13 protein-coding genes are annotated in these 14,608 nt (G+C 60.6%); 8 read left to right on the forward strand and 5 right to left on the reverse strand.

Features of this window, described 5'->3' with window-relative positions; translation table 11 throughout:
* Positions 1-86: 86 nt before the first annotated feature.
* Positions 87-716 carry a response regulator gene (locus NQL71_RS00135; protein ID WP_020798801.1) on the reverse strand — a complete coding sequence of 210 codons (630 nt, stop codon included), beginning with the start codon at positions 714-716 and terminating at the stop codon, positions 87-89.
* On the reverse strand, positions 717-3,116 hold the full coding sequence (locus NQL71_RS00140; protein WP_248685910.1) for a PAS domain-containing sensor histidine kinase: 2,400 nt from the start codon (positions 3,114-3,116) through the stop codon (positions 717-719).
* A gap of 73 nt (positions 3,117-3,189) precedes the next feature.
* On the opposite strand from NQL71_RS00140, the gene NQL71_RS00145 reads away from it, so the two are divergent.
* Positions 3,190-4,185, forward strand: a complete 996-nt coding sequence (locus NQL71_RS00145) for an alpha/beta hydrolase family protein (protein WP_274642132.1) — start codon at positions 3,190-3,192, stop codon at positions 4,183-4,185.
* 30 nt (positions 4,186-4,215) lie between these two features.
* Here the strand turns inward: NQL71_RS00145 and NQL71_RS00150 are convergent, their stop codons facing one another.
* From NQL71_RS00150 to NQL71_RS00160, 3 genes are read right to left on the reverse strand one after another with little or no spacing between them, the layout of a single operon-like run.
* Positions 4,216-4,983, reverse strand: a complete 768-nt coding sequence (locus NQL71_RS00150) for a DnaJ domain-containing protein (protein ID WP_077184556.1) — start codon at positions 4,981-4,983, stop codon at positions 4,216-4,218.
* 1 nt (position 4,984) lies between these two features.
* Positions 4,985-5,656: an N-acetylmuramate alpha-1-phosphate uridylyltransferase MurU gene (gene murU, locus NQL71_RS00155; RefSeq protein WP_046818181.1), complete on the reverse strand. Its 672-nt coding sequence runs from the start codon at positions 5,654-5,656 to the stop codon at positions 4,985-4,987.
* Entirely contained in the window at positions 5,653-6,672 is a 1,020-nt protein-coding gene (locus NQL71_RS00160) for an aminoglycoside phosphotransferase family protein (protein ID WP_077184558.1), read from the reverse strand. The genes murU and NQL71_RS00160 overlap by 4 nt, the downstream gene beginning before the upstream one ends.
* Positions 6,673-6,802: 130 nt before the next feature.
* Here NQL71_RS00160 and NQL71_RS00165 point away from each other — a divergent pair, with 130 nt between their 5' ends.
* From NQL71_RS00165 to glpE, 7 genes are all read left to right on the forward strand, one after another.
* Positions 6,803-9,601, forward strand: a complete 2,799-nt coding sequence (locus tag NQL71_RS00165; protein ID WP_274642133.1) for an LPS-assembly protein LptD — start codon at positions 6,803-6,805, stop codon at positions 9,599-9,601.
* Entirely contained in the window at positions 9,576-10,898 is a 1,323-nt protein-coding gene (gene surA, locus NQL71_RS00170; RefSeq protein ID WP_179092154.1) for a peptidylprolyl isomerase SurA, read from the forward strand. The genes NQL71_RS00165 and surA overlap by 26 nt, the downstream gene beginning before the upstream one ends.
* The gene (gene pdxA, locus NQL71_RS00175; RefSeq protein ID WP_046818185.1) at positions 10,895-11,884 is read left to right on the forward strand and encodes a 4-hydroxythreonine-4-phosphate dehydrogenase PdxA; all 990 of its coding nucleotides are present in this window, start codon (positions 10,895-10,897) and stop codon (positions 11,882-11,884) included. Before surA ends, pdxA begins: the two co-directional genes overlap by 4 nt.
* Entirely contained in the window at positions 11,881-12,699 is an 819-nt protein-coding gene (gene rsmA, locus NQL71_RS00180) for a 16S rRNA (adenine(1518)-N(6)/adenine(1519)-N(6))-dimethyltransferase RsmA (protein WP_046818186.1), read from the forward strand. Before pdxA ends, rsmA begins: the two co-directional genes overlap by 4 nt.
* A 121-nt stretch (positions 12,700-12,820) precedes the next feature.
* The gene (apaG, locus tag NQL71_RS00185) at positions 12,821-13,201 is read left to right on the forward strand and encodes a Co2+/Mg2+ efflux facilitator ApaG/CorD (RefSeq protein WP_046818187.1); all 381 of its coding nucleotides are present in this window, start codon (positions 12,821-12,823) and stop codon (positions 13,199-13,201) included.
* Positions 13,201-14,085, forward strand: coding sequence for a symmetrical bis(5'-nucleosyl)-tetraphosphatase (locus NQL71_RS00190; protein WP_046818188.1), 885 nt, complete (start codon positions 13,201-13,203; stop codon positions 14,083-14,085). Before apaG ends, NQL71_RS00190 begins: the two co-directional genes overlap by 1 nt.
* Positions 14,086-14,118: 33 nt before the next feature.
* Positions 14,119-14,448 carry a thiosulfate sulfurtransferase GlpE gene (gene glpE, locus NQL71_RS00195; protein ID WP_046818189.1) on the forward strand — a complete coding sequence of 110 codons (330 nt, stop codon included), beginning with the start codon at positions 14,119-14,121 and terminating at the stop codon, positions 14,446-14,448.
* The last annotated feature ends 160 nt before the right edge of the window (positions 14,449-14,608 follow it).

Genomic DNA, 14,608 nt, shown 5'->3' on the forward strand with positions numbered 1-14,608 from the left:
CCAGCTTGCTGCGGGCGGCGCTCCGACGAAGGCGATTTCGAGGACGCCTTCGCCGGCAAGCCGGCTCCTACGAAGGGATCGGCGTCTTAGAGGAGTTTGTGTTCCATTGCGTATTTCACCAGCTCCGCCAGCGAGGTGATGTTGAGTTTCTGCATCAACCGCGCCTTGTGGGTGCTGATGGTTTTGCTGCTCAGCGCCAGTTGCTGGGCAATGTCGTTGACGTTGGCGCCCTGGGCCAGGCGTTCGAACACGGAGAACTCACGTTCCGAGAGCAATGAGTGCAACGGCCGCGAATCGGTCAGGCCGACTTCGAAGACCATCCGGTCGGCCAGGTCCGGGTCGATGTAGCGGCCTCCCGCTGCAACCCGGCGGATAGCTGTGAGCAACAGGGCTGGATCACTGTCCTTGGTGGCATAGCCCGCCGCACCGACCTTCAAGGCCCGCGCAGCCATCTGCGCCTCGTCGTGCATCGACAACACCAGGATCACTGGCGGATTGTTCAATGCACGAATCCGCGGAATCGCCTCGAGGCCGTTGACACCCGGCATGGAGATATCCAGCAATACCACTTCGCAGGGCACATGCCGCAGAGTCTCTAGCAACTGTTCGCCATTGCTCGCCTCCCCCACCACCAGCAAGTCCTTGGCCAGGCCAATCAATTGCTTGATGCCTTCGCGAACGATGGTGTGGTCTTCGGCTACCAGTACACGGATCACTTACGTCTCCTCATCCAAGGGTACTCGCACGGTCAGGGTCGTGCCCTCACCCGGCTCACTCTCAAGGGACAGTTGCCCGCCCATGATCAACACCCGCTCGCGCATGCCGACCACCCCAAAGGATGTTGGCCTGCCGCTCGAGGCGACAAATCCTACGCCATCATCGCTGACGGTCAGACACAGCTCGTCGTCCTCAAGAGCCAGCGTCAGTTCGACAGTATGCGCCTGGGCGTGACGCATGACATTGGTCAGCGCTTCCTGCAGGATGCGAAACAAGCCGATGGCCTTGGCATCACTGAGCACCGGCAAATTTTCCGGCACCTGAACCAGACACGGAATCTGCGTGCGCGCCTCGAAGCGGCGCGCTTGCCATTCGATGGCCGAGGCAATCCCGGCATCGAGGATCGGTGGCCGCAAAGCTGTCGCCACATCGCGTACCAGCTGGAACAGTTGGGCGATCAAACGCTTCATGCTGTTCAAGCGTTCGTTCAGCCCTGGGTCGAGTTGCGCATAAGCCAGCTCGCACATGGAGGTTTCCAGCTTGAGCACGGTCAACATCTGCCCCAGTTCATCGTGTACTTCCCGGGCAATGCGGGCCTTCTCCTCTTCCCGAACGCTCTCCAGGTGCGCAGACAATTCGCGCAAATGCTCTCGCGAACTGGCCAGTTCCAGTTCGATGCGCTTGCTTTCGCTGATGTCCCAGACAATGCCATCCCAGACGTAGGCACCGTCCTCGAGTTGCCGGGTGATCGCCTTGATCTCAGCCCAGCGCTGCTCGCCCTGGCGTGTCAGGATTCGTCCCTGCCAGGACCAGTCGCTGTCGGTGTCCAATGCATGGTCCTGGGTCTGGTGATAGCTCGCCTTGTCGTCCGGATGCACCAGACTGCGCAGGCCTTTGTCACGATGGGCCAGGGTCGCCGGCGAGTAGCCCACCAGGCTCTCGCTTCCTTCACTGATGTAGGCAAAGTCGATCTGACCTGTCACCGGCGCCCGTTCCAGGCGAAAGACCAGGCCAGGCACATTCGCCGCGATCCCTTGCAAGCGCGCTTCACTTTCCTGCAACGCCGCCAGGGCGCGGCGACGTTCGGTGACATCGGTGAGATAGACCACCAGGTACTCGCCATCGCGAAAGCGCAGAAAGCTCAAGGAGACATCGGTCGGTAGCACGCTGCCATCGGCCCGCAGGCAATTGGTTTCGAAACTTTGTGGCGCATCGTCGCTGGCCCTGGCGCGCTTCCACAGGTTCAACCAGCGATCCATGTGCAAGCCTGGCTCGAACTCGATCAATGGCCGGTCGATGATCCCACCCGGCGGATAGCCCAGCATGGTTTCGGCCGCACGGTTGGCATAACGAACATGACTGTCCCAGTTCACCCACAGGATGCCAACGGTGCTCTGGTCGATGGAAAACTGCGTGAGCCGCAGAGCCTCTTCGCTGGCGGCGCGCAAGGCAATGTCTGCCTGCGCCGCTACCAGGCGCTGCTCCAGGCTATGCTGCTGGCGCCGTTGCCAGAACACGATGGCCATTGCGCTGAGCGCCACCACCAACAACAGCAGGCAGAGGTTTTGCCAGAACCCCCGGGATTCGGTGAGCCGTGGATACTTGGGTTGCAGCCACTGGTTGTGCAGCGCCTCCAGGTCCTTGGCCGGGATCGCCCGCAGCGCGCTTTCGACGATACCGGCCAACTCCGGCAGGTCGCGCCGCGTCGCCACCCGCAGCAGCTGGGGCAAGCCGATATCACCGACCACCACCAACCCGGCGAACTCCGGTTCGACGGACAACCGCCCCAATTGCGCCTCGTCGACCACCGCGTAGGCGGCTTGTTGACTCAGCAGCAGCTGCAATGCCTGGCGTTCGACCGGTACACCCTGCAGGTTCAAATGCGGATAGTTGGCGCGCAGGTAGTCGGCGGTGGTACTGGGCATGCGTACGGCGACGCGGGTCTGGCTGTCGAGCTTTTCCAGTTCCACTGCACCGGTGCTTTTCTGGTCGCTGACCACCAGCTGCGGCACCCGCATGTACGGATCTGAAAACTGCCAGAGACGCAGACCGCCAGGGGTCTGCGTCAGCCCCGGGGCGATGTCGATTTCGCCTGCGCGAGCGGCCGCTTCCAGTTGCTCCAGGTCGGGAAAGTTGCGCCAGCTCAGTTCGACCTTGAGCGACTTGGCCAGCCACTTCATCAGCTCGACATTGACCCCGGACAGGCGCTGCAAGCGGCGGTCGTACTGGGCGTAGGGCGCTTGCAACACCAGTCCCACCCGCAAATCGCCCTGCTGCGCCAGCCATTGTTGCTGGCCTGCCGACAATGGCGCGACATGCGCCGGTGGCGCGACCGTCGCCCAGCCCGTCAAGGGCAGCCACAAACAGCCGATAACCCACAGGCAGCGTAAAAGCATCATCGAACTCTCACACACTGACAAACCCTGACCAACCCATTAGGCTGCCGGAATAACTTCTGGCCTGGAATATCCGATGCTCCCTGTCTACCGCCTGGCACTGCCAGCATTGTGCCTGTCGCTGATCCTGCCATGTGCATTTTCCGTTGAGGCCGCCGACCCGGCAGCTGCCGCGGCGGTAAAACCCGCCGAAGAAAAACCGCTCGAACGTCAGCCGTTGCCTGAGCGTAGTCAGGAAGACGCTACTGCACTCGAGCGAAAAATTCCGCTTCAGGAACAGCAGCAACTGCAAGCGGGCAGCGCTACGTTCCTGGCCCTTTGGAAGCCGGCCAACTCCGCTGATCCCAAAGGCGCTGTGATTATCATCCCGGGCGCCGGTGAAACTGTTGACTGGCCGCAAGCAATCGGTCCGCTGCGCCGTCAATTGCCGGATGCCCAATGGAGCAGCCTGAGTATCACCTTGCCTGATTTGCAAAGCGATGCCATTGCGCCACGCGTGGTTGAACCCGCTCCAACCCCCAAGGCGCCGGATGTCGGCAGCAAAGACTCGACCACCGCGCCCCCCATCGAACAGGCGGCGGGCGGCGAAGCCGAGGTGGCAGACAAAGCCGTCATCGAATCCGCCGACGAGCAGGCCAAGGCTGACGCCGAGCGAATCTTCGCCCGAATCGACGCGGCCATCGCTTTTGCCGAACAGCAAAGCGCCCGCAGTATCGTCGTGCTGGGGCATGGCACGGGTGCTTATTGGGCCGCGCGTTATCTGAGCGAGAAGCAGACAGCGCAAGTCGAGCGCTTCGTCATGGTCGCCGCGCAGACGCCGGGCAACGTGACACCGGAACTGGACGAACTCACGCCAACCCTCAAACTGCCTACCGCCGACCTTTTCTATATGGACAAACCGCTGGATCGCAACGCGGCGCTGGCCCGCTTGCAAGCCAGCAAACGCTTGAAGACCTCGGCCTTCAGCCAGGTCTCGCTCAAGGCTTTGCCCGGCAACAACAAGGCGCAACAGGAACAACTGGTGCGCCGGGTCCGCGGCTGGTTGAATCCACAAAACGCGGCGGCTGATTGACCGGGTCGCCGTCGACAAAACTCGCTGCGGCTAGCGAAAATCCCGCCGTTGACGAATCAATGTATAGGCGTTGTGCAGCTCGCGCGTCTTGTCGGTGGCCTCGCGAACCTGTGACGCCGTCGCACCACTGCCGGCAATCTTGTCCGGGTGATGGCGACTGAGCAGGCGTCGATAGGCACGCTTGATCTGGGCGGGCTCGCTGGTGGCAGACACCCCCAACAGCCGCAAGGCGTCCTGATAGGTTGTAACACTGCTGACCAACGGTCGATGCTGCGGCTCATATTCGGCCGCCAACCCCTTGACCTGTGGCGCGCTCCACCCCAGCCAGCTGCCCCACTGGAGGACCAGTTCACGCTCACGGCTGCCCGCATGACCATCGGCCCAAACCATCCTCCAGCAAGCGCGCAAGACCCCTTCTGCGGCAAAGGGCTGAGACCTCAGCCGGCGCAAATGGCCACGTAACCGGTCATTGCCCGCCTTGCCCCGATTGAACGCGGCAATAGCCCGGCGCTGTGCCGATTCGGACATTTCCAGGGAACACATCTCCGCGCGGGCCTGCTGGATATGCCCCTCCACGACCCTTCCGTCACACTTGGCCAGGCGCCCCAACAACACAAACAACAACTCGTCGTTGCGCAGGACCGGTCGCCCCCCGAGTTTTTCACGCAGATGCGCCCAACTCTGCAGGTGCAGGTGCCTGTCCAGCACCTGCCCCAGCAAGGCCCCGAGCATGGCCCCCGGAATGCTGGCGATGGCAAAGCCTGCTCCGGCTCCGATCAGCGTCGCTGGCCACAGCATCTCAGCGGCTCGCTTCGATCAGTGTTTCAGCTTCGGCAAGACGCTCGTGGGTACCGACATCGACCCAAAGCCCCTTCAGGCGCTCGCCAGTTACTTGCCCGTCAGCCATGGCCTTGCGCAGCAGCGGCGCAAGCTTGAAGGCCCCTGCCGAGCAGCCATCGAACAACTGAGGATGCAACACGGCGATACCGCTGTAGGTCAAGGTGGCGGTGTCCGGCTGACCGTCCCGGACCTGGTCGCCGGTCAGGTTGAAATCACCGGCAAGGTGGTGGGGTGGGTTGTCGGCCAGCACCAGGTGTGCCAGCCCGGCGATAGGTTGATGCAACACGCTGAAATCGTAGTCGGTCCAGATATCCCCATTGACGACCAGGAAAGCCTCGTCACCCAACAACGGCAACGCGCGGAAGATTCCGCCCCCGGTTTCCAAGGGTTCGCCTTCGGCCGAGTAGCGAATGCTGACACCGTAGCGCGAACCATCGCCCAAGTAGTCTTCGATCTGCTGACCGAGCCAGGCGTGATTGATCACGATCTCGGTAAACCCGGCAGCGGCCAGCGCTCGCAGGTGATACTCGATCAGCGGCACGCCACCGGCACGAACCAGCGGCTTGGGCGTGGTCAAGGTCAAGGGACGCATGCGCTCACCCTTGCCTGCCGCCAGAATCATCGCCTTCATGCCGTCACTCCAGCACGCAGGCTGGCCAGCAATACATCCAGCTCAGCCAGTTCAGGACGACGCGCAATCACTGCATCTATATACGCAAAGAAGCGTGGCACATCAGCCAGGTAGCGCGGCTTGCCGTCACGGTGGCAAATGCGCGCGAAGATACCGATCACTTTCAGGTGACGCTGCACACCCATCAGGTCGCTGGCGCGCAGGAAGTCTTCGAAGTCGGGCTGCACCGGGATATCCAGCGCCGCTGCCTGCTCCCAGTAACTTTCCAGCCAGCCGCGCACGCGCTCTTCAGGCCAGCTGAGGAAGGCATCCTTGAACAGGCAGGTCACATCGTAGGTGACAGGACCATAGACAGCGTCCTGAAAATCCAGCACGCCGGGATTGGGCTCACTGAGCATCAGGTTGCGCGGCATGTAGTCGCGGTGCACCAGGACTTTCGGCTGGGCCAGGGCACTGTCGATCAACAGATCGCTGACCTGCTGCCAGAGTACTTGCTGCGCCGCATCGAACTCGATGCCCAACTCATGCTTGACGTACCACTCCGGGAACAATTGCAGCTCGCGGCGCAACAACGCCACGTCGTAACTCGGCAGTGGTGCAACCATCGGCAATTGCTGGAACGCCAGTAGCGCTTGCAGGGCATCCTTGAACAGGTCGTCGGCGTTCGCGCTGTCGATCACGTCCAGGTACGTCTTGTTGCCCAGGTCATTGAGCAAAAGAAATCCGCGATCAAGGTCCTCGGCGTAGATTTTCGGCACATTTATTCCGGATTTCGCCAGCAGAAAAGCGATATCCACGAACGGCTTGCAGTTTTCCTGGGGCGGTGGCGCGTCCATCACGATCAAGCTTCTACCGGCACCTTCCCAACGGAAATAGCGCCGAAAACTCGCATCGCTGCTGGCCGCAGTCAACGTGGCCGGGGGGACGGCACCCCATCCCTGTTGCGCAAAAAGGATTGCCAATTGCTCATCGAGCCAAACTTTAAGGTGTTGCAAACGTAGATCTTGGTCAGGCATTGCAAGGGTCTCCGACGGCGCTAGCCGTCAAGCGGGTCATGCTTTATTATCCAGCATCTTTTTCAGACCATCGAGAGGCGTGCGGCCCACACCGCGGGCAGATGGCACGCAGGAAGCCCGGACTATTAAGATGGCATTGAAATCCCCCGCGTTTCGTAAAAAATTTCCGTTGTTGATGACCGGCAGTTTGCTGGCTCTGCAACCCTTGGCCAGCCCTTTCGTGGTCGCCGCGGAACAGTATGACTGCTCGGTCTCCGCTTCGGGTGCCTGGAATTGTGCGCCAAAATCGCCGGCGGCGGCATTGCCTCCGCGTCCTGTCCATGAAGGCAGCGCCGTCAGCGCCACCGGCGAGACACCCGCCGAAACGGGCGCCAGCGAAGAGACAGGCGCCAAACCTGCACTGGTCACCGAATCCAAAGGCCGCGGCCTGAAGTCGCGTAGCGCAGACTATAGCCACCTCGACTGGGTTCCACGCGAGCAACTCACTGCAGCACAATTGGCCGAAACCGGTCCTTATTGTTCTGGTTCCTATATCGAACCGATTCGTCCTGGCATGAATGACAAGACGAATAAAAGTGACGCCCCAACCTTTATCGGCGCCAAAGCTTCCCGCTACAAGCAGGATGAGCAAGTCGCCACCCTGGCCGGTGACGTGGTCATGCGCCAGGGCAGCATGCAGGTCGAAGCGGACGAAGCCAACCTCTACCAGGCCGAGAGCCGGGGTGAGCTGAGCGGCAACGTGCGCATTCGCGACAACGGTGCACTGATCGTGGGTGACCACGCCGATGTGCAGCTCGATACCGGTGAAGCCAAGGTCGACAACGCCGAATACGTGATGCACAAATCGCGCATCCGCGGTAACGCGCTGTACGCCAAGCGTGCCGAGAACGCGATCATCCGTCTCAAGGATGGTACGTACACCACGTGCGAACCGAACAGCAACGCCTGGCAGCTCAAGGGCAACAACATCACCCTGAACCCGGCAACCGGCTTCGGTACCGCGACCAACGTGACGCTGCGGGTCAAGGACATTCCGGTCCTGTACACGCCGTATATCTACTTCCCGATCGACGACCGTCGTCAATCCGGCTTCCTGCCGCCGACCATCGGCACCGGCAGCGATACCGGCTTCCTGCTGGTCACGCCGTACTACTTCAACCTGGCACCGAACTACGATGCCACGTTGTACCCGCGCTACATGAGCGATCGCGGCCTGTTGATGGAAGGCGAATTCCGCTACCTCACCAAGTCCAGCGAAGGCCAGTTCGGCGCCGCGTACCTCAATGACGAGAACGACGATCGCAAGCTGCAGACCGATTACGATAAAACCCGCTACATGTACAACTGGCAGCACAAGGGTGGTCTTGATTCGCGTGTGCTGACCCAGGTCGACTACACCAAGATCAGCGATCCCTATTACTTCCAGGATCTGCAAACAGACCAGATTGGTGTGAAAAGCGCCGATTACGTCAACCAGCAGGGTTCTGTTACCTACCGCGGCGACAGCTACACCGCTCGCGTGAATGCCCAGGCGTATCAACTGGCGACCGTATCGGACATCACCCCGTACGACCGTTTGCCGCAGATCACCTTCAATGGCGCGCTGCCGGATCGTCCAGGCGGCCTGAATTTCACCTATGACACAGAAATCGTGCGGTTCGACCGCGACCTGAAAAACGGTAACTACACCGATGAAGATGGTGTTGTATCGCCGCGCCTCGATAGAAACGTTCAAGGTCTGGCCCGCGCCAATGGCGATCGCCTCAACCTTGCGCCAGCGGTAAGCTTCCCGATGGAGGCGAGCTATGGCTTCCTGACGCCAAAGCTCAAGTATCAGTACACGCAGTACCAACTGGACCTGGACAGCATCGGCAAAAGCCAGGTTGCCGCGCAGACGGCAGAACAGGACCAGCTCAACGGCACATTCGATAGCAATCAGAACCGTGGCGTGCCGATCGCCAGCATCGACAGCGGACTGTATTTCGACCGCAAGACCAACTGGTTTGGCAAAGACTATAACCAGACCCTTGAGCCACGCCTGTTCTACCTCTACGTGCCCGAGAAGGACCAGGAAGACATTCCGGTATTCGACACCAGCGAATACACCTTCAACTATGGGTCGCTGTTCCGCGACAACCGTTTCTCTGGCTCTGACCGTGTCGGCGACGAGAACAAACTGTCCCTGGGCGTGACCAGTCGCTGGATCGAAGAAAACGGTTTTGAGCGCCAACGCATCAGTGTCGGCCAGGCGCTTTACTTCAAGGATCGTAAAGTCCAGCTGCCAGGCATCAATTTCAACGATCGCGAAGATGCCAAGTCAGATGTGTCCCCATATGCGCTGGAATACGAATACCGCTGGAACCGCGATTGGCGCACGACCGCCGATTACAACTGGGACCCGGACAGCCGCAGCCCTCGCTCGGGCAGCGCGATGTTCCACTACCAGCCTGAAGACAACCCGAACAAGGTCATCAACGCCGGCTATCGCTATCGCAATGACCAGGTTCGATACGACCAGTCCTCCGGTAAATGGCAGGTCGGCGGCGGTGACTATGGTGTTCCAGGCCAGCCTGGCTACGTGAAGGACTACTACAAGATCGAACAGCACGACTTCTCGGTGATCTGGCCAGTCGTGCCGCAATGGAACGTCATCAGCCGCTGGCAGTACGACTACAACCGCAACCGTACCCTGGAAGCCTTCGGTGGCTTCGAGTACGACAACTGCTGCTGGAAACTGCGCCTGATCAACCGTTACTGGGTCGATTATGACGAAACCAGTCAAGACGCTCCGGAAAACGAAAAAGGCGACCATGGCGTCTTCCTCCAAATTGTTCTGAAGGGACTCGGCGGCCTCACCGGCGCCAAAGTAGAGAGTTTCCTCGACAAAGGCATCCAAGGTTATCGTGAACGTGAAGACCAAGCTTTCTGATTGTCTGCGCCCGCTGCTGCTGGGCGCGCTGTTCCTGGGTACCGCGGCCAACGCCGCGGTACAGTCCATCGATAAAGTGGTGGCCATTGTCGACAACGACGTGGTCATGCAAAGCCAACTGGACCAACGGGTCCATGAAGTCCAGCAAACCATCGCCAAGCGCGGCTCCGCCGTGCCTCCGGCCAGCGTACTGGAGCAACAGGTGCTCGAGCGCCTGATCGTCGAGAACCTGCAACTGCAGATCGGCGAACGTTCCGGCATCCGTATCACCGATGAAGAACTGAACCAGGCTGTCGGCACCATCGCCCAGCGCAATAACATGTCGGTTGAGCAATTTCGCGCGGCACTGACTCACGATGGCCTGTCCTACGACGATGCTCGTGACCAGATCCGTCGTGAGATGGTCATCAGCCGCGTGCGCCAACGCCGTGTGGCCGAGCGTATCCAGGTGTCCGAGCAGGAAGTCAAAAACTTCCTCGCCTCAGACCTTGGCAAAATGCAGCTGTCCCAAGAGTTCCGCCTGTCCAACATCATGATTGCCACGCCGGAAAGCGCCAATTCCGACGCCATTCAGAATGCGGCCAAACAGGCTGACGCGGTTTACCAGCAACTCAAGCAAGGCGCTGACTTCGCTCAGTTGGCCCTGGCCAAATCCGCCAGCGAAACCGCACTGGAAGGCGGCGACATGGGCTGGCGTAAAGCCGCTCAACTGCCACCACCCTTCGATCGCCTGTTGAGCACCATGGCTGTTGGCGATATCACCCAGCCAATGCGTACGCCAGGTGGCTTCATCATCCTGAAGATCACCGACAAGCGTGGCGGTGAAGCGCAGGTGCGTGATGAAGTGCACGTTCGTCACATCCTGGTCAAACCAAGTCCGATCCGTGACGAAGCAAAAACCAAGGCCCTGGCCGAGTCGCTCTACAGCCGCATCGAATCGGGTGAAGACTTCGGCGAACTGGCAAAAAGCTACTCGGAAGATCCGGGGTCCGCGCTCAACGGCGGCGACCTGAACTGGATCGACCCGAGTGTATTGGTTCCGGAGTTCCGCGAAGTGATGGCCAAGACCCCACAAGGTCAGCTGTCCAAGCCGTTCCAGACTCAATACGGCTGGCACGTCCTGGAAGTCCTTGGCCGTCGCGCCACCGACAGCACCAACCAGGCTCGCGAGCAACAAGCGATGACCGTACTGCGTAACCGCAAATACGACGAAGAGTTGCAAACCTGGCTGCGTCAGATCCGTGACGAAGCGTACGTGGAAATCAAACTCCCTGGCGCCGACCAGGCAGCACAGTGAAACCCAAGCGTTTCGCGCTGACACCCGGCGAACCAGCCGGCATAGGTCCCGACCTGTGCCTGCTGCTCGCCGCGCAAGCCCAGCCGCACCCCCTGATTGCCATTACCAGCCGCGACCTGCTCCTTGAGCGGGCCGCGCAGCTGGGTGTGGTTGTCGATGTGCTGCCCGTCACGCCAGACAACTGGCCGGATGTTCCCGCTCCCGCCAACAGCCTGTATGTCTGGGATACACCGCTCAATGCCAAGGTCGTCGCCGGGCAACTGGACAAGGCCAACGCCGCTTTCGTCCTGGAAACCCTGACACGCGCCGGCCAAGGCTGCCTGGACGGGCATTTTGCCGGCATGATCACCGCGCCGGTACACAAAGGCGTGATCAATGAATCCGGTATAGCGTTTTCCGGGCACACGGAGTTCCTCGCTGACCTGACCCATACCGCGCAAGTGGTCATGATGCTCGCTACCCGCGGCCTACGGGTAGCGCTGGTTACCACTCACCTGCCCCTGCGCGAGATTGCCGATGCAATCACGCCGCAACGCCTGGAGCGGGTGACGCGCATCCTGCACGCCGATCTGCAGGAAAAATTCGGTATCGCCAAGCCACGCATCCTGGTGTGCGGGCTCAACCCCCATGCCGGAGAAGGCGGACACCTGGGCCATGAAGAAATCGATATCATCGAACCCACATTAGAGCGCCTGCGCGGCGAAGGCATGGACCTACGCGGCCCCTTGCCCGCCGACACTCTGTTTACCCCCAAATATCTGGAGCATTGCGACGCAGTGCTGGCGATGTACCACGATCAGGGCCTGCCTGTGCTGAAATACAAAGGCTTCGGCGCAGCAGTCAATGTGACCCTCGGCTTGCCGATCATCCGCACATCGGTCGACCACGGCACCGCCCTGGATTTGGCCGGCAGCGGCAAAATCGACACCGGCAGCCTGCAAGTCGCCCTGGAAACCGCCTACCAGATGGCCGAGACCCGTTTATGACCGAGCAATACCAACACAAGGCGCGCAAGCGCTTTGGCCAGAACTTCCTGCACGATGCTGGCGTTATCGACCGCATCCTGCGCTCCATCCATGCCAAGGCCGAAGACCGTCTTCTGGAAATCGGCCCTGGCCAGGGCGCATTGACCCAAGGCCTGCTCAGCAGCGGCGCCCAGCTCGATGTGGTGGAACTGGACAAGGACCTGATCCCTATCCTCAACCAGCAGTTTGCCGGCAAGAGCAACTTCAACCTGCACCAGGGTGACGCACTGAAGTTCGACTTCACCAGCCTGAACGCTGCTCCAGGCAGCCTGCGTGTGGTCGGCAACCTGCCCTACAACATCTCTACACCGCTGATTTTCCACCTGCTGCACAACGCCCACCTGATTCGCGACATGCACTTCATGCTGCAAAAGGAAGTGGTCGAGCGCCTGGCGGCAGGGCCTGGCGGCGGTGACTGGGGTCGGCTGTCGATCATGGTTCAGTACCACTGCCGAGTCGAACACCTGTTCAACGTAGGTCCTGGCGCATTCAATCCGCCGCCGAAAGTCGACTCGGCCATCGTGCGCCTGGTCCCCCACGCAGTATTGCCGCACCCGGCAAAGGACCACCGTTTGCTGGAGCGCGTCGTGCGTGAGGCCTTCAACCAGCGCCGCAAAACCCTGCGTAACACACTTAAGCTGTTGCTGAGCAATGCCGAAATCGAAGCCGCTGGGGTCGATGGCAGCTTGCGTCCCGAGCAGCTCGACCTGGCAGCCTTCGTGCGCCTTGCCGACAAGCTCAGCGAACAAGTCCTACAAAAACCCGCGGACGCCTGACAGAACTGAAGCGTTATCGGGTAGGACACCAGCGCCCATGTCTGGTTTACTATCCGATACCTGGCCTAGACTGACTCATCAGTTACGCCCCGCGTTCCGCTTCGTTTTTAAGGCCCTTTGCATGTCCGATCCTCGTTATCAGGTCGACGTCAGCGTCGTCACCCGCTATCTGGCAGAACAGTCGCAACCCGAGCAAGAGCGTTTTGCCTTCGCGTACACCATCACTGTGCAAAATAACGGCCTGTTACCGGCCAAACTGTTGTCACGGCACTGGGTCATCACCGATGGCGATGGACATGTCGAGGAGGTTCGTGGTGCGGGCGTGGTTGGCCAGCAACCACTGATCGAGCCGGGTAAAAGCCATACCTACAGCAGCGGGACCGTAATGACCTCCAAAGTCGGCACCATGCAGGGTACTTACGAGATGCTCGCTGGCGATGGCAAACATTTCGATGCCACCATCGCCCCGTTCCGCCTGGCGGTGCCCGGAGCCTTGCACTGATGGCGACCTTTGCCGTTGGCGACCTGCAAGGCTGCCTCGACGCATTGCAGTGCCTGCTCAAGAAGGTCGCCTTCGATCCGGCAAAAGATTGTCTGTGGCTGGTGGGCGACCTGGTCAACCGTGGCCCGCAGTCGCTGGAAACCCTGCGCTTCCTCTATAGCATTCGCCAGTCGCTGGTGTGCGTGCTCGGCAACCACGACCTGCACTTGCTGGCGGCCGGGAAGAATATCGAACGCCTGAAGAAAACCGACACCCTGTGCGAGATCATAGAAGCCCCCGATAGCGTCGAGTTGCTGGAATGGCTGCGTCAGCAAAAACTCATGCACTACGACGAACAGCGCAACATTGCGATGGTGCATGCCGGCATTCCACCGCAGTGGTCGCTGCGCAAAGCGCTGAAATACGCCGCCGAAGTCGAGACCGCCCTGCGCGACGACAACCTGCTGCCACCCTACCTCGATGGCATGTACGGTAACGATCCAGCGAAATGGGACAGCGACCTCAAGGGCGTGACACGCCTGCGGGTGATCACCAACTATTTCACGCGCATGCGCTTCTGTACGGCCGAGGGCAAGCTTGACCTCAAGAGCAAGGAAGGCCTCGACACCGCCCCTGCAGGCTACAAGCCCTGGTTCCAGCACAAGGAACGCAAGACCCGCGACCTGAAGATCATCTTCGGCCACTGGGCAGCGCTGGAAGGCAAGGTCCAGGAGCCGAACGTCTCAGCCCTCGATACCGGCTGCGTCTGGGGTGGTGCCCTGACCCTGATGAACGTAGACACGGGCGAACGCCTGTCCTGCAAATGCGACGAACGTGGCCATGCCGCGATGCCGCCAGTCGTCCCACAGATTTCCGAACCATCGTCAGCCAGCGCCCCGCGCTAGACTGCGCTTTCAGCCGAGCCACAGGAGCCCGCCATGAGCGAATTCAAACGTATCCCCCCGGAACAGGCCCAGGCCCTGCGCGAACAAGGCGCAGTGGTGGTCGACGTCCGCGATCCTGCGACCTTTGCCGCCCTGCACATCAGCGGCTCGAAGCACCTGGACAACCACTCCCTGCACGCCTTCATCCAGAGTGCCGATCTGGACGCGCCAACCGTGGTGGTCTGCTATCACGGCAACTCCAGCCAGGGTGCCGCTGCCTACCTGATCAGCCAGGGTTTCTCCGACGTCTACAGCATGGATGGCGGTTTTGAGCTGTGGCGTACGACTTATCCTGCGGAAACGGCGCAAGGCACCTCCGAATAATTTTTTTGTCATGCGCAAGCCCCGGCTGCCGCGGGCTCGCGCGGTGGCAGACGAACGGTCAGCCACAACTAATTACGTATCTCGCCTTTACCTCCCGAATTCCCAACTATCCTTAAGCGCAGGCCATCCAAAACAGGGGAGAGCCGGTACACCGGCGCAC

Origin of the sequence: Pseudomonas serbica (assembly GCF_028823535.1) — a bacterium.
GTDB classification, from domain to species: Bacteria; Pseudomonadota; Gammaproteobacteria; order Pseudomonadales; family Pseudomonadaceae; genus Aquipseudomonas; species Aquipseudomonas serbica.

Bases quoted from the DNA above. Each gene is read 5' to 3' on its own strand.
- NQL71_RS00160 (WP_077184558.1), bottom strand. From the start codon at position 6,672: ATGCCTGACCAAGATCTACGTTTGCAACACCTTAAAGTTTGGCTCGAT.
- NQL71_RS00145 (WP_274642132.1), top strand. From the start codon at position 3,190: ATGCTCCCTGTCTACCGCCTGGCACTGCCAGCATTGTGCCTGTCGCTG.
- apaG (WP_046818187.1), top strand. From the start codon at position 12,821: ATGTCCGATCCTCGTTATCAGGTCGACGTCAGCGTCGTCACCCGCTAT.
- murU (WP_046818181.1), bottom strand. From the start codon at position 5,656: ATGAAGGCGATGATTCTGGCGGCAGGCAAGGGTGAGCGCATGCGTCCC.
- glpE (WP_046818189.1), top strand. From the start codon at position 14,119: ATGAGCGAATTCAAACGTATCCCCCCGGAACAGGCCCAGGCCCTGCGC.
- NQL71_RS00140 (WP_248685910.1), bottom strand. From the start codon at position 3,116: ATGATGCTTTTACGCTGCCTGTGGGTTATCGGCTGTTTGTGGCTGCCC.
- NQL71_RS00190 (WP_046818188.1), top strand. From the start codon at position 13,201: ATGGCGACCTTTGCCGTTGGCGACCTGCAAGGCTGCCTCGACGCATTG.
- NQL71_RS00165 (WP_274642133.1), top strand. From the start codon at position 6,803: ATGGCATTGAAATCCCCCGCGTTTCGTAAAAAATTTCCGTTGTTGATG.
- NQL71_RS00150 (WP_077184556.1), bottom strand. From the start codon at position 4,983: ATGCTGTGGCCAGCGACGCTGATCGGAGCCGGAGCAGGCTTTGCCATC.
- rsmA (WP_046818186.1), top strand. From the start codon at position 11,881: ATGACCGAGCAATACCAACACAAGGCGCGCAAGCGCTTTGGCCAGAAC.